The organism is uncultured Maricaulis sp., from assembly GCF_963976135.1.
In the GTDB taxonomy this organism is placed as follows: Bacteria; Pseudomonadota; Alphaproteobacteria; order Caulobacterales; family Maricaulaceae; genus Maricaulis.
In genome coordinates this window covers 1-14588 of record NZ_CAXBKN010000080.1, presented here as the reverse complement: position 1 = coordinate 14588, position 14588 = coordinate 1, and the positions used below count along the sequence as shown (strand labels likewise).

Genomic DNA, 14588 nt, shown 5'->3' with positions numbered 1-14588 from the left:
TCCGCCTTCCAGATACCCCGCCCATCCTCCAGCTTGCGGAACAGGCCCGCGCCCAAGCCAGCCAGAAACGCAGCCCCCCAGGCGGTGGTTTCGGTGTTTTTCGGGCGGACGACTTCGATATCGGTGAGGTCGGCGAGGCGCTGGAGGATGGTGTCATTTCTCGCCATGCCGCCGTCTACGCGCAGGGTTTTGGTGGTGACGCCGTCGCCGGCCATGGCGTCGAGCAAATCGCAGGTCTGGTGGGCGGTGGAATCGATCGCGGCCTGGGCGATCTCGGCGCGGCCGGCACCGCGGGTGAGGCCGAGAATGGCGCCGCGGGCATCGGCATCCCACCAGGGCGCGCCCAGCCCGGTGAAGGCGGGCACGAGATAGACGCCGCTTTCCGGGTCGGCGCCCTGCGCCAACGCACTGATATCGGAAGCCTGGCTGAGCAGGCCGAGGCCATCGCGCAGCCATTGCACCGTCGAGCCGGCGGAGAGGACCGAGCCTTCCAGCGCATAGGTGGTTTCGCCGGCGATGCGATAGGCGATGGTTGCCAGCAGGCGGGTGCGCGAGCGGACCATGTCCTTGCCCGTATTGAGCAGCAGGAAGGCGCCGGTGCCATAGGTGGATTTCATCTCGCCGGGGCGGAAACAGGCCTGGCCGATGGCGGCGGCCTGCTGGTCACCGGCGACACCGGTGATCGGCAGGGACCGGCCGAGCAGGTCGGCCTGGGTGGTGCCGAAATCGCCGGCGCAATCGCGCACATCGGGCAGGAGCGCAGCGGGGACGTTGAACAGGTCGAGCAGATCCTCGTCCCAGCGGCCCTCGGCGATATTATAGAGCGAGGTGCGGCTGGCATTGGTGGCGTCGGTGGCGTGGACCTGCCCGCCGGTCAGACGCCAGATCAGCCAGCTGTCGACCGTGCCGAAGGCGAGCTCACCCTGCGTCGCACGTTCGCGGGCGCCGTCAACATGGTCGAGGATCCAGGCGATCTTGGTGGCGGAGAAATACGGGTCGAGCACCAGGCCGGTGCGCGAGACGACGGTCTCGGCGCGGCCGGCCTTGCGCAGGGCGGCGCAGACATCGGCGGTGCGGCGATCCTGCCAGACGATGGCGTTGTGGATCGCCTGGCCGGTGGCGCGGTCCCAGACAATGGTGGTTTCGCGCTGATTGGTCAGGCCGATCGCCTGCACGCTCCAGCCCTTCTTCTCGGCTTGTCTGAGGGCTTCGCGGGCGGTGGCGAGCACGGTCGCCCAGATCACTTCCGGGTCATGTTCGACCCAGCCGGGATTGGGATAGATCTGTTCAAACTCGCGCTGGGCCTCGGCGATGATCTCACCGCTGGTCGAGAACACGATCGCGCGCGAACTCGTCGTGCCCTGGTCGAGCGCCAATAGCGCCTTGCGCGTCTTGAACATGTCGTCTCCCCCGCCTTGTCTTTGCCTGACTATAGCCCTGCCGCCGGATAAGAAAACGCGCTAGGTTCACAAATCAAAGCCGGGGGAGCCTCATGCCAAAGTCGAATTTCAGCCTGCAAACCCTGCCGAGCCCGACCGGCGCGCGGCTGGCGCTCTATACGGCAGAAGCCAAGGGCACGCCGCGCGGCATTGTCCATATCAATCACGGCCTCGCCGAGCATGCCGGGCGCTATGCCCGCTTCGCCGAGTTTCTCGCCACGCGCGGCTATCATGTCGGCGCCCATGACCATCGCGGTCACGGCGCGACGACAGCCGATGATGGCGCGCCGCGCCGCTATGCCGACACGGATGGCTGGATCAAGGTGATGGGCGATGTCAGCGCCGTCGAGGATTCGCTGCGCGCCACCTGGCCTGGCCTGCCCCTGATCGTGTTCGGTCATTCGATGGGCGCCGTGATCGCCTTCAACCAGGTGCTGCGCCAGCCGGAAAAACTGGCCGGAGCGGCGATCTGGAACGGCAATATGACGCTGGGCGAGCTGGCCAGCCTGATGAAGCTGATCCTCTGGTTCGAAGCGGCGGCGGGCGGTGAGTTCACGCCAAGCCTCACCCTCGACAAGATGACCTTCAAGGCCTGGAACAAGAATTTCCCCGAACGCCGCACCGATGCCGACTGGCTGTCGCGCGATACCGAAGAAGTCGACAAATACGTCAATGATCCGGTCTGCGGCTGGCCGGCCAGCGTCTCGCTCTGGCGCGACTTCCTCGAAGGGGTCGCCTTTGCCGAGGACAAGGCCAATTTCGCCAATGTGCCGCGCGACATGCCCTTCAATCTCGTCGGCGGCTCGAAAGATCCGGCCACCTTGCAGGGCAAGGCGATGCGCACGCTCTACAAGCGCCTGAAGAAAGCCGGTTTCACCGATGTCGATCTCCATATTCTCAAGGGCTTCCGCCACGAAACCCTCAATGAGATCGGCCGCGAGGCGCAGATGGCGGCCTTCGCCGACTGGCTCGACCGCGTGACCGGCTGAGCCCGCGATGATCACCTATGACGTTGCGATAATCGGTGCCGGCGCGGCCGGCATGATGTGCGCCATCGAGGCGGGCAAGCGCGGGCGCACGGTGATGCTGATCGAGCATTCCGACAAGCCGGGCGAGAAGATCCGCATTTCCGGCGGCGGGCGCTGCAATTTCACCAATCTGCATTGCGGCCCCAATAATTTCATCTCGGCCAATCCGCATTTCGCGAAATCGGCGCTCAAGCGCTACAGCCAGCGCGATTTCATCGCCTGGATCGATCGCCACCGCATCGCCTGGCACGAGAAGACGCTGGGCCAGCTGTTCTGCGATGGTCCGGCGACCCAGATCATCGATGCCCTGCGCGGCGAGATGCGCGAGGCCGGGGTCGGTGTTCGGCTGGGTGTTTCGGTCAGCTCGCACAAACGCGAGGGCGAGGGTTTCGAGCTCCGGCTCAGCGATGGCACCGTGTTTCGCTGCCGCTCGCTGGTGATCGCGACGGGGGGCAAATCGATCCCGAAAATGGGCGCCACCGGCTTCGCCTATGATGTGGCCAAGGCCTATGGCCTTGAGGTCACCGAGACACGCCCCGCCCTGGTGCCGCTGACCTTCGGGCCGGATATTCTCGAGCGTTTCAAGCCGATTGCCGGCATCGCCGTCGATGCGATCGTGCGCGCCGGCAAGACCTCATTCGAGGAAGCCCTGCTCTTCACCCATCGCGGCCTCAGCGGGCCGGCCATTCTGCAGATTTCCTCCTATTGGCGCGAAGGCGAGGAGATTGCGATCAGTTTTCAGCCCGGTTTTGGCATATTCGACGAGCTCAAATCCCAGCGCGCCGAGAATGGCCGCCAGGCGATCGGCACGGCGATGGCGGTCTTCCTGCCCAAGCGGCTGGCGCAATTGCTCGCCGCCGATTGCGGCCTGACCGGCAATCTCGCAGACCAGTCCGACAAGAAGCTCAAGGCGCTCGAAGCCTGGCTGCGTGACTGGCGGATCAAGCCGACCGGTTCGGAAGGCTATCGCACGGCCGAAGTGACGCTGGGCGGTATCGATACCGCCGGTCTCGACAGCCGAAGCATGGAAGCGCGCCAGGCACCGGGCCTGTATTTCATTGGCGAAGCCGTTGATGTCACAGGCTGGCTGGGCGGGTTCAATTTTCAGTGGGCCTGGTCGTCGGGCTGGTCTGCCGGACAACATGTGTAAAGCCTGTAGGTGTAATTGTCGGCTTCTCGCGCTCGAAAATTCCTCGCCCCGAACCCAGGCACACTGTATCAACTCATCAAAGTAAACGCCGTTCGCTGATTCACGACGATGCACGATCCAATTGCAGGGCACCCAAATGATTTCGTTGAACCGTTCGCAATTGACCGCTCTTGGCATTTTCGTCGCCGTCGTCATCCTGTTCGCCATCGGAACCCTGTTTCAGGGTGACCGGAATTCGACCTCGGGCGCGCTTTCCGATGAGCCTGTCCTGTTCGAAGTCGTCACCGAGACCGTCCACGCCATCGACCGCCCCGCCAGGCTGACGTCGCGCGGCCGGACCGAAGCCTTCCGGGAAGTCATCGTGCGCTCGGAAACGGGCGGCCGCATTGTCGCGACACCCGCGATCGAAGGCACGGCCGTCGCCGAGGGCGATACACTCTGCCGTCTCGATATCGATGCTCGCGGCGCCGCCCTCGCCCAGGCTGAAGCTGAATACCGCACACGCGAACTCGACTATAATGCCGCCGTGGAATTGCTCAATCGCGGCCACCGCTCGGCCAATGCCGTTGCCGGCGTCGAAGCCCTGCGCGATGCGGCCCAGGCGCGGCTGGAAGCGGCGCGCCAGGAACTCGCCAATATCAACATCCGGGCACCGTTTGACGGTTATTTCGACAATCGCGCCGGAGAAATCGGCGATTACCTCGCGCCGGGCGGCGCCTGCGGCACGGTCGTGCAGATGGATCCGATCCTGATCACCGCCGAGATTGCCGAACGCGATGTCGCCGGTCTGGTCGCGGGCATGTTGGGCACGGCGCGCCTGATCACCGGCGAGGAAGTGAGCGGCACGGTCCGCTTCGTCGAGCGCCGCGCCGATCCGGCAACCCATACCTTCCGCCTCGAGCTGGAAGCGCCCAATCCGGACGGACAGTTGCGCAGCGGCGTCACGGCGGTCATCACGCTGCCGCTGGCCGCCGAGCCGGCGCACCGGATCCCGACGTCGGTCCTGGCGCTGGGTGCCACCGGCGAGCTGGGCGTCCGCATCCTGGAAACCGGCAATATTGTGCGCTTCCTGCCGGTTGAACTGCTCAGCGATGATGGCGAGGAAGTCTGGGTTGCCGGCCTGCCCGACCCGGTGACGGTCATCACGGTCGGACAGGATTTCGTCGATGATGGCGTGCGGGTCCGGATCGCAAGCCCGGGAGCGTCCGAGTGACCGGACTCGTCGATTTTGCGGTCAATCGCGCCCGGATGATCCTGGCGATCTTCGTCTGCGCACTGATCGCGGGCCTGATTTCCTTTCTGACCCTGCCGCGCGAATCCGATCCTGACATTCCCTTCCCCTATGTCGTCGTCATCGTTCCGCTCGACGGGATTTCCCCGGAGGATGCCGAGCGCCTGATCGTGCGGCCGGCGGAAACCGAAATGCGCTCGATCGATGATCTGGTGGAACTCCATGGCACCGCCTCGCTCGGGGCCGGTTCGCTGGTGGCCGAATTCCAGGTCCCGTTTGACGCCAACCAGGCTGTGCTCGACGTCCGCGAAGCCGTCGACATGGCGCGGCGGCAATTCCCCGAAGATGCCCGCGAACCGGTGGTGCAGGAATTCAACTCCGGCCTCGCGCCGACCATCGCGGTGCAGGTCTATGGCGAGGCCCCCGAACGCACCCTGTTCCAGCTCACCCGCCAGCTGGAGGACGCGATCGAGGCGCTGCCTGAAATCCTGCAGGTCGATGTCCAGGGCCTGCGCGAGGAAGTCCTCGAAATTGTTATCGATCCGGCCCTGCTGGAATCCCACGGCGTGACCTATGCGCAATTATTCAACGCCGTGCAGTCGAATAACCGCCTGATCGCGGCGGGTTCGCTTGATAGCGGCGCGGCCCGTTTCCAGGTCAAGGTGCCCGGCCTGTTCGAGACCGCCGATGACGCGCTCAACCTGCCCCTGACCAGTTCCAACCAGGCTGTGGTGACACTGCAGGACGTTGCTGCCGTACGCCGTACCTTCAAGGATGCGGACAGCTATGCGCGCTATAATGGCGCCCCGGCTTTCACGCTTCAGGTGGTCCGGCGCAGCGGCGAGAATATCATGGATACCAGCGCCGCTGTGCAGGCGCTGACGGCCGAGGTCGCGAGCCAGTGGCCGGAAACCGTGCGCTATCAGTTCAGCCTCGACCAATCGACCTATGTGCGCGATTCCCTGCAAAGCCTGACCAGCTCCATCATGCTGGCGATTGTGCTTGTCCTGATTATCGTCGTGGCGGCGCTGGGCCTGCGCTCGGCGCTCCTGGTCGGGCTGGCAATCCCGTCGAGTTTCCTCTTCTCCTTTCTCCTGCTCAGTCTTTACGGGCTGACCGTCAATTTCATGGTGATGTTCGCCATGGTCCTCGCCGTCGGCCTGCTGGTCGACGGGGCGATTGTCGTGGTCGAATATGCCGACCGCAAGCTGGCCGAGGGCGAGACCCGGAAAATGGCCTATACCCATGCGGGCAAACGCATGTTCTGGCCTATCGTCTCCTCGACCGCGACAACCCTGGCCGCCTTCCTGCCCTTCCTGTTCTGGAATTCAATCCCCGGCCAATACATGGCCTATCTGCCGCTGACCCTGATCTTCGTCCTCAGCTCGGCGCTGGTGATGGCCCTGATCTTCCTGCCGACGCTCGGCTCTGTGCTCGGACCGAAGGGCGGCGTGGTCGACACGCAGTCTGCCGTCGCGCACCTCAATGCCCAGGAAGACAGCGACCCGACCGATTTGCCCGGGCTGACCGGACGTTATGCCAAGCTGATCTCCGCCCTCGTCAAACGACCGCTCGCGGTGACGCTGAGCGCCATTCTGGTCGTGGTTCTGGTGATTGGCAGTTTCGCCGCCAGCTCGGCCGGCCTGTTCGGGCTGGAGCCCAAACGCACCGAATTCTTCCTCGATGCGGAACCGGAACAGCTCTACGTCTTCGTGCGCGCGCGCGGCAATCTTTCACCCGCCGAGCAATATATCATTGCCCTGGAGGCCGAGAGCCGGCTGGCCGGGATTGAAGGCATCAAGGGCTATTACACCGTCGCCGGCCAGCCGCCGGGCAATAACCCGTTTGACGGCACCGGGTCGGCTCCGGCCGACAGTATTGCGCGCATTTTCGTCGAGTTTGAACCCTTCGGCCAGCGTCCCAATGGCCGCCTGATCGAGCGGGAAATCCGCGCCGCCATGGTCGGCATTCCCGGCGTCATTATCGAAGTCCGTCCCTTCGAGATGGGGCCGCCGGTCGGCAAGGATGTCCAGGTCCAGTTGCGCTCCAATGATCCGGCCGCGCTGGAACAGGCTGCACGGCTGATCCGCGCCCATCTCGATACGATGGAAGGCCTGGTCGATATCGAGGACAGCCTGCCGCTGCCCGGTGTCGAATGGCGCCTCGATGTCGACCGCGCCGAAGCGGCCCGCTTTGGGGCCGATGTCACCCAGGTCGGTGCCGCGGTGCAGCTCGTCACTACCGGCTCACTGGTTGGGCGCTACCGGCCCGACGATGCCGATGAGGAAGTCGATATCCGGGTCCGTTTCCCGGAAGAGGATCGCGATATCTCGCGGCTCGGAGACCTGCGGGTCAACACGCTCAATGGCACAGTGCCAATGTCCAATTTCGTGACGCTGGAGGCACGGCCACGGGTCGATTCCATCCGCCGCCGCGACGGGCAGAGAGTGCTGCAATTGCGGGCCAATGCCGACGAAAACCATGCCGGCAACCTGCTCGTCGCCGAGGTCCGCTCCTGGATTGATGACCAGATCGAGACCGGCAATATCGCCCGCAGCGTCTCGGTCGAGTATCTCGGTGCCGACCAGGAAAATGCCGAAGCCGGAGCCTTCTTCGTCAGCGCCATGATCGCCTCGCTCTTCATGATGGCGGTGATCCTGCTCTGGCAGTTCAATAATTTCTGGCACGTCATCCTGACCCTGCTGGCCGTCGTGCTGTCAGTGATCGGGGTATTGCTCGGCGTATTGCTGACCTTCCCCTATATCTCCATCCTCTTCCTGGGGACCGGGATCGTGACGCTGGCCGGGATTGTCGTGAACAATAATATCGTTCTGATCGACACGTTTCAGCGTTTGCGCGGGCTTGGCATGGCGGTCGACGAAGCCGTCATCCGCACGGCAGCCCAGCGCCTGCGCCCGGTGATGCTGACGACCATCACGACGATTTTCGGCCTCTTGCCGATGGCCTGGCAGATCAATGCCGATTTCGCCCACGGTGTGATCGGCGTCGGTGGGCCGGCCAGCGAATGGTGGGTGCAGCTATCCTCGGCCGTGGTCTGGGGGCTGGGCTTCTCGACCTTGCTGACCCTGATCCTGACCCCGGTCCTGCTGGCGGCGCCATCGCGTCTGGGCCAATGGCGGCGCCGCATGATCGACCGCCGCCTGCCCGGCCATGGCGAGACGCCGGCTACGGCTGAGTAATCAGTCGCGATAGAGCCGGATCAACCGGCCTTCAGGCTCATCGGTGAGCAGGTAGACACTGCCATCAGGCGCCACAGTGACGAAGCGCATCCGCGCCTCGACATCCCCAAGCAGGACATCCTGGCCAACGACCGCGCCATCCTCGAGATCGACCCGGCGCAAATGCCCGGAAGCGACCTCGGCATCACCGCGGATCAGGGCCGTGACCAGAAGATCGCCATCCCATTCGGCAAACATGGCGCCGCGATAGATCGTCATGCTCGATGGCGCGATCGAGGGCACCCAGTAGAGCAAGGGCTCTTCCATGCCGGGATAGCTGGTATAGGGCGAGACCAGCGCGCCGGTGTAGTCGACGCCATAGGTCGCCACCGGCCAGCCATAATTGCGGCCCTCGACGAGGATGTTGATCTCGTCACCGCCGCGCGGACCATGTTCGTTGGAATAGACAATGCCGGTGACCGGATCGACCGTGATCGCCTGCGGATTGCGGTGACCGATGGTGTAGACGCCGGGCGCGGCGTCCGGGAAGGGACTGGCAACGGGGCTGCCATCCTCGCGCAGATGGACATAGCTGCCGAAATGCGAGGCGGCGCGCTGGGCCTCCTCGCGATAGTCGAAACCGTCGCCAATCCCGAGCAGGATGCTGTTATCGGGCAGAAAGGCGAGCCGGGCGCCGTAATGAACATCGGTATTGCGGCGCGGCTGAGCCGTGAAAATGGCCTCGAAATCCACCAGCACATCACCTTCGAGCCGGCCGCGGCCGAGCCGTAGCGTATTGTCGCGCGACGAGCCTTCAGACCAGGTGAGATAGACGAGGTGGTTGCTGGCAAAGTCGGGATGCAGCACGACATCGAGCAGCCCGCCCTGTCCCGAGAACAACACCTCCGGCACGCCGGAAACCGGCTCCGCACGCAGCACCCCGTTCTCGACCAACCGCAAACGGCCCGGCTTTTCCGTCACCAGCACGCGGCCATCAGGCAGAAAGGCGAGGCTCCAGGGGAATTCCAGCCCGGCGGTAACCGTCTCGTGACGCAGCTGGGCAAGGCTGGCCGGGCTCAGCATGGCGGCGGCCAGAAGGGCGAAAATCCACTGTCTCATGGCAATACTCCGGCAATTGTCGTCTCGCCGGTCAGCCTATAGGCTCTCGCGCATCGTGTAGAGTCCCGGAAGGCCATTGGTGATGTCGATCATGCGCACGGCGCTCGTTTTTATCGTCGCGGTCCTCGTCGGGACGGTGCTGGTCAGCATCGCCAATACCCATGTCGTGCTGCAATCGCTATCCGCCGTCGGTGCGGATTTTCCAACCGCCGCCCGGCTCGATGCCATGAAGCGCGACTTGCTCGGCTTCGGCCCGACCCTGTTCGTGGTGGTGCTGATCGGTTTTGCCATTGCCTTCCCGGTCGCCGGCTGGATTGCGCGCCTGCTGGGCCGGCCCTGGCGGCGCATTGGCTTCACGCTGGCGGGCGGCGCCGCGGTGGCCTGCATCATGCTCGCTATCACAGCCTATTATGGCGAGGCGCTGCACTCGACCATCACCCCGGTCGCCTCGAGCCGCACCCTGCCCGGCCTGCTCAGCCTCGCGCTGGCCGGAGCCGGTGCCGGCTTTCTGTTCGCGCTGCTCAAACCGGCCGCCTCGCGCCGCTGAAGCCCGGGGATTGCAGCGGATTCGATTCAATTGAAACTCGAATTTTGCCCGTGAAACCGACCCGGGGTTAAGCCGGAGCGGCTATCGTCTACCCCTGCCCGGGGGAGAGCGGAATGAGTCAGGTTCGACCGATTGCGAGATCCGACTTGCGCAATATCCTCAAGGGTGGAGCCACCAGCCGGATTCTTGACCTCCACTCCATCGCCCTGCGGCATGCCGGACAGGAAGCCCATGGCGAAGCCCCGTTCTTCCTGCACCCGCGGCTCAACCAGGCTTTCATCGTCAAGCACACCGTACGCGCTCACGAGCGCCCCTATGTCATGTCCAACCAGCCGGTCGTCACCAAGGTCCTGGTGCCGCTGGCCCGCGACGACCTGTCGCTGGGCGGGCATGCCGTCTTCGTCGAGGAAATCGGCTTTGCCGCCAAAATGCGCTCCCTGTTCGAGCGCCCCGACGATCCCCACCTGCTTGATCTCGACCTGACCCGGCTGCGCGAGCTCGCAGTATTGCCCAGTTTCGACCCCTTCCTGCTGGCCGAACGCTATCGCGAGAATAGCCGGCCGATCGCCCCGCTCTATTTCGATATTTCCGCCGAGGAAATTGCCCGTATGGAGAAGACAGTCGCCGAGCAGATCGTCTCGGTGGTCTCGCTGGCATTCGGCTCCGGGCGCAGCGGCCAGGACGAGCAGCGCGCCCTGCGGTTCGCGCAATCCTTGCTGTCGAACGAGAGCGAGGGACGCCTCTCGGCGCTGCGCCAGTCGCTCGACATGACCCTGCCCGAATTCAAGGCCGGCATGTTCGGCTGGAAGGGCATCCTGTACTATCGCTGGTCAATGTCGGAGGCCTTCGCCAACCTCAAACACTTCCTGCAGCAGATCAAGACCGCGTCCATTGTCGGGGCGACTGAGTCCGAGCGCCGCGATATCGAGTATATGCGCCGGCAGATCATCGAGGAGACGCGGGCGCGCTGGTCCAGCCTGAGTTCGGTGATGGATGAGTATGACCAGGTTTTCACCCGCTTCAGCAGCGGCCAGGACACCAATTCCTTCAAGCGCTTCCTGCTGCGCGCGCCGATGTGCTTCCTCAATCTCGGACATGACTTGTCCGTGATCGGGCATGTGCCCGGCTATTGGAACTTCTGGGAAAAGCAGAACAAGAGGGGCTATCTGCACGCGCGCGAAGCCTTGCCAATGTTCGCCAATTTCGTCCTCAGCATCACCCGGCACGCACCGGGTTCGGACGCACTGACCGTGCCAGCCCTGCGCCGGCACGCCCTGCCGTTGATCCAGCAACCGCCCGACCTGGTGGTCGCGTCGACAATCTGAGGCCAGGCGGCGCGGCCGGCTGGAAAGCCATCCGCGCCGCCTGGGCGCTCTATTCGATCGTCACCCGGCTGAGATTATCGTCGGAGTCGCGATCGATCAGCTTGTTATAGGGATCGACCCCGACGAAGACCGGCTCTTCATCAACAATCAATTCAAATCGCATCGTCGTCTCGTTGACCCGGTGTTTCTCCATGTAGAGCACATGGTCAGAGCCCTCGATCGGACCGTCGAGATCGCGGGTGAAGATGCCGATATCGATCATGTAATCGATGTCTTCCTCGGTCTGCTCACCCGCCCCGTCGGCGGAGAATTTATGCGCCTCGACATCGATCACCACATCCCAGCGGCCATCTTCGCGTTGGGTGGCTGTTGCTTCGGTGACCTTGAGGTCGAACAGGACGATCCGCTCGAAGAAGTCATGGATCATCTGTTCGTGCTCGGGACCGGCCTCCTCACGCAAAATGCGCAGGAAATCGAGCGTGGTGGCATAGGGCTCGCTGGAATAGGCCCGCTCATCGATCAGTCTTTGCATGACGTGATTGACCACATCCTCGCCGAGATAGTCCTGCAGCGCATACATGATCACCGAACCCTTGCGGTAGTGAATGTATTGCTGGTTCTCGACCCGGTAGAGCGGCTGTTCCTCGATCGCTTCCGAACCACGGGCGCCGAGATAGCGATCGAGTTCGTATTTGAGGAAGCGGCGCATGGCATCCGCGCCATATTCCTGGCGCATCACCATCAGGGCCGAATACTGGGCGAAGCTTTCGATCAGCATCGTGCCGCCCTGCACATTCGCTGACATCACCTGATGCGCCCACCACTGGTGCGCCGCCTCGTGAGCGGTGACGTAATACACGTAGTCGATATCCTCAATTTCGCGCAGATCGGCGATGAAACCAATGCTTTCCGAGAAGGGGATCGTATTCGGGAAGGATTGGGCAAAGCTCTGATAGGCCGGGAATTCCAGTATCCGGAACTGGCGATACTGATAGGGGCTGAAATGCTCGGAGAAATATCCCAGAGAATCTTCAGACGCCTCGAGCATGCGCTCGACATTCCAGGCATGCGGCTCGTGATAGAAGACCTGCAGATCGATCCCGTCCCGGGTGCGTTCTGCCAGCTCGTAATCGGCTGAAAGCCATGAGTAGAAATTGAGGATCGGCCGATCCATCACATATTCGAAATAGCGACGATCGCCCTCAACCCATTCGCGTTCGAGATAGCCCGGTGCGATGGCAGTCTGGTCGAGACTGGTCGAGACGATGGTGCGGAAACTCACATAGTGTGAGGTGTTGCCGAACGCACTTTCCGTCCAACGGCTTTCATCCTCCAGATCATAGGCCCGCGGCAGGGGCTCGAGCCCCTCACGCCGGCGCTGCTGGCGATCCTGCAGGAAAATGCCCTGATTGACGCCGATCCCCGGCATGGATTCCCCGTTATTGAAGAAGGTGCCGTTGTAATTGACCGTCGTCACATTGCCCGAATTGCGGAAACCGGGATTGGCGCGTTCGACGCTGAAGTCGAAGGTGCGGCTTTCGCCCGGCTGCATTGGAACGTCCAGGGCGAAGCTGTAAATGTAGGACTCCTCATCGGAGGTCGCGATCGATGCGCCTTCGAAGGCCTGGTTGCGGATTGTTGTGCCCGGACCGTAGGAAATCCACAAAGTATCGAGTGGGCCATCGGTCTGGTTTTGCAGCACATAACTGCCACGGGCCTCATAACGCCGCTCATCGGGATAGATGTCGACGTCGTAGGACGTGTCGGTAATGGTCGGCTGGGGCAGGTCGACCAGGTGCTCGTACTGGCGCTCATAGGCCGCCTGCTCGTGCCGGCTGTCGGGCCCGGACGTGTACTCATTGAGCACATTCGTGTTGTAGAAAATCCACCCGCCTGTCAGCCCGGCACCGATCAGCGCCGCTGCGGCGAGGCCGGACGTGGCTGGTGTGAAGCGGCCGAACAGACCGCCAAGCCGTGACCAGATCGGCGTCAGGGCACCGCGGCTCCACAGCTGATAGGCCAGCACGAGCAGGATGGTGGCGACGAAGCTCCAATAGAGCGAGTACCACAGCGCGATGCCGAGGAAATGGCCATAGCCATTCATGTCCGACCAGGGACCGGTCGGCGGGAAGCCATAGCTGTAGAGCTGGTGATCGAAACCGACCTGCGACATCACCAGGCTGACGACGAAGAAGACCATCATCGCCGCCATGCCGAGCCAGCGGTTGTTGAGAACGACCTGCAGGAAGATCGCCAGCGCTGCCAGCAAGACCGGCGGGACGATCAGCTCGATGAAGCCGCGAATGGCATACTGGCCAAACTCGAACACCGTATAGCCCTGGATCAGCTGCGATATGATCGCCGAGACGATGATCACCACGGCCAGCGACACGATCACCACGCACATGGCGAGGAATTTCGAGACAATGAAGACCCAGCTCGGCGTCGGGGTGGCATCGGTGATTTCCGAGAATCCGACACCGCGCTCGCGCCACATCAGCTCTGCGGCGTAGAAGATCACGATGATGATCGGGAAAATGCCATAACCGCCGGCGATGATATCCATCATGACGCGGGTGACGGGATAATTATCGGTCCCGAAAATGCCGCCGCCGAGGAAGAAACCCGGCACGGTATTGATCAGGCCGATGGCGAGGATGATCCAGAAGGCGACATTGAAGACAACGCCCTTCACCTCGAAATTCAGGCGGGCGAGGAATTGCTGCCATGACGTCGCGCCGCCCAGTGTCGGCGTGACGCGCGGCAGGGCCACTTCGGAGATGGCGGAGGACGGGACCGACACAGCCGCCGGCTTGCCCCGGCGTCCGCCCGATGATGCGGCCTTGCGGAAGCGGAAGCTCAGGACATTGATTACCAGCAGCAGCAGGCCAAAGCCCATCCAGCCCAGCCGGTTCATCATGAAGACGCCTTCAAAGGGCACGACCTGGCTGTTCTGCTCGAAGGTGGTCCAGTAACGCGTCATCTCGCCAAAGGTGTTGAGCCCGAAGGGATCAATCATGGCGATCGTATCGCGCAATTCGGGTTCCTGGCCGGCGATGATCGAACCCGTCAGATAAAGGACGAACAGGAGCAGGAAGGCGATCCAGACCAGAAGGTTGGAGCGGGTGAAATTGGCGACGGTGAACAGGATTGTGCCCATAACCCACATATTCACCAGGCCAACCACGGCATAAATATAGCCAAACCAGGCGAGATTGGTCGGCCCGATAAGCTCCTGGTCAAGCCAGGGCATTTGCGAGCCGATCAGGAAAGCCAGGGGCACGCTGGCAAAGCACAGCGCCGTCGCGATGAAGCCGCCGGTAAAGCGTCCGAGCACGAAATCCGCTTCACGGATCGGGCGGGAGAAGAAGAGTTCTTCGGTCTTGAAGCTGCGGTCGCGCAGGATTCCCGACGACAGGAAAGCGGCCGGGATAAAGCCGCCGAATAGCGAGAAGATCATCACATTGATGGTCAGCGCGTTGGGCGAATTGATATTGGTCGAACCGCCGCCACCAATCTGGATATTGTCGATGGTGATGCCACCGAAAACCAGCAGGAAGAAAATGGCGA

9 protein-coding genes are annotated in these 14588 nt (G+C 62.9%); 6 read left to right on the top strand and 3 right to left on the bottom strand.

Annotation, left to right across the window (positions count from 1 at the left end; translation table 11 throughout):
* On the bottom strand, window positions 1–1400 hold a 1400-nt coding region (gene glpK / locus AAC023_RS11015), incomplete at its 3' end, for a glycerol kinase GlpK (protein ID WP_339741188.1).
* Between the two features lie 92 nt (window positions 1401–1492).
* On the opposite strand from glpK, the gene AAC023_RS11010 reads away from it, so the two are divergent.
* From AAC023_RS11010 to AAC023_RS10995, 4 genes are all read left to right on the top strand, one after another.
* On the top strand, window positions 1493–2428 hold the full coding sequence (locus AAC023_RS11010; RefSeq protein ID WP_339741185.1) for an alpha/beta hydrolase: 936 nt from the start codon (window positions 1493–1495) through the stop codon (window positions 2426–2428).
* Window positions 2429–2435: 7 nt separating this feature from the next.
* Window positions 2436–3617 carry an NAD(P)/FAD-dependent oxidoreductase gene (locus tag AAC023_RS11005; protein ID WP_339741183.1) on the top strand — a complete coding sequence of 394 codons (1182 nt, stop codon included), beginning with the start codon at window positions 2436–2438 and terminating at the stop codon, window positions 3615–3617.
* A gap of 136 nt (window positions 3618–3753) precedes the next feature.
* A complete protein-coding gene (locus tag AAC023_RS11000; protein WP_339741181.1) occupies window positions 3754–4830 on the top strand; it encodes an efflux RND transporter periplasmic adaptor subunit in 1077 nt (358 codons plus the stop codon).
* Complete coding sequence (locus AAC023_RS10995; RefSeq protein WP_339741178.1) at window positions 4827–8048, top strand: efflux RND transporter permease subunit; 3222 nt, start codon at window positions 4827–4829, stop codon at window positions 8046–8048. The genes AAC023_RS11000 and AAC023_RS10995 overlap by 4 nt, the downstream gene beginning before the upstream one ends.
* Here the strand turns inward: AAC023_RS10995 and AAC023_RS10990 are convergent, their stop codons facing one another.
* The gene (locus tag AAC023_RS10990; protein ID WP_339741176.1) at window positions 8049–9146 is read right to left on the bottom strand and encodes a PQQ-dependent sugar dehydrogenase; all 1098 of its coding nucleotides are present in this window, start codon (window positions 9144–9146) and stop codon (window positions 8049–8051) included.
* A gap of 82 nt (window positions 9147–9228) precedes the next feature.
* Here AAC023_RS10990 and AAC023_RS10985 point away from each other — a divergent pair, with 82 nt between their 5' ends.
* Entirely contained in the window at window positions 9229–9693 is a 465-nt protein-coding gene (locus tag AAC023_RS10985) for a hypothetical protein (RefSeq protein ID WP_339741173.1), read from the top strand.
* Window positions 9694–9806: 113 nt separating this feature from the next.
* Window positions 9807–11018, top strand: a complete 1212-nt coding sequence (locus tag AAC023_RS10980; RefSeq protein ID WP_339741171.1) for a hypothetical protein — start codon at window positions 9807–9809, stop codon at window positions 11016–11018.
* Between the two features lie 49 nt (window positions 11019–11067).
* Here the strand turns inward: AAC023_RS10980 and AAC023_RS10975 are convergent.
* A partial coding sequence (locus tag AAC023_RS10975) for a M1 family aminopeptidase (protein WP_339741169.1) occupies window positions 11068–14588 on the bottom strand: 3521 nt, incomplete at its 5' end.

Excerpts from the sequence above, each read along its gene's own strand:
- AAC023_RS11010 (WP_339741185.1), top strand. The coding sequence starts at position 1,493 with ATGCCAAAGTCGAATTTCAGCCTGCAAACCCTGCCGAGCCCGACCGGC.
- AAC023_RS11005 (WP_339741183.1), top strand. The coding sequence starts at position 2,436 with ATGATCACCTATGACGTTGCGATAATCGGTGCCGGCGCGGCCGGCATG.
- AAC023_RS11000 (WP_339741181.1), top strand. The coding sequence starts at position 3,754 with ATGATTTCGTTGAACCGTTCGCAATTGACCGCTCTTGGCATTTTCGTC.
- AAC023_RS10990 (WP_339741176.1), bottom strand. The coding sequence starts at position 9,146 with ATGAGACAGTGGATTTTCGCCCTTCTGGCCGCCGCCATGCTGAGCCCG.
- AAC023_RS10985 (WP_339741173.1), top strand. The coding sequence starts at position 9,229 with ATGTCGATCATGCGCACGGCGCTCGTTTTTATCGTCGCGGTCCTCGTC.
- AAC023_RS10980 (WP_339741171.1), top strand. The coding sequence starts at position 9,807 with ATGAGTCAGGTTCGACCGATTGCGAGATCCGACTTGCGCAATATCCTC.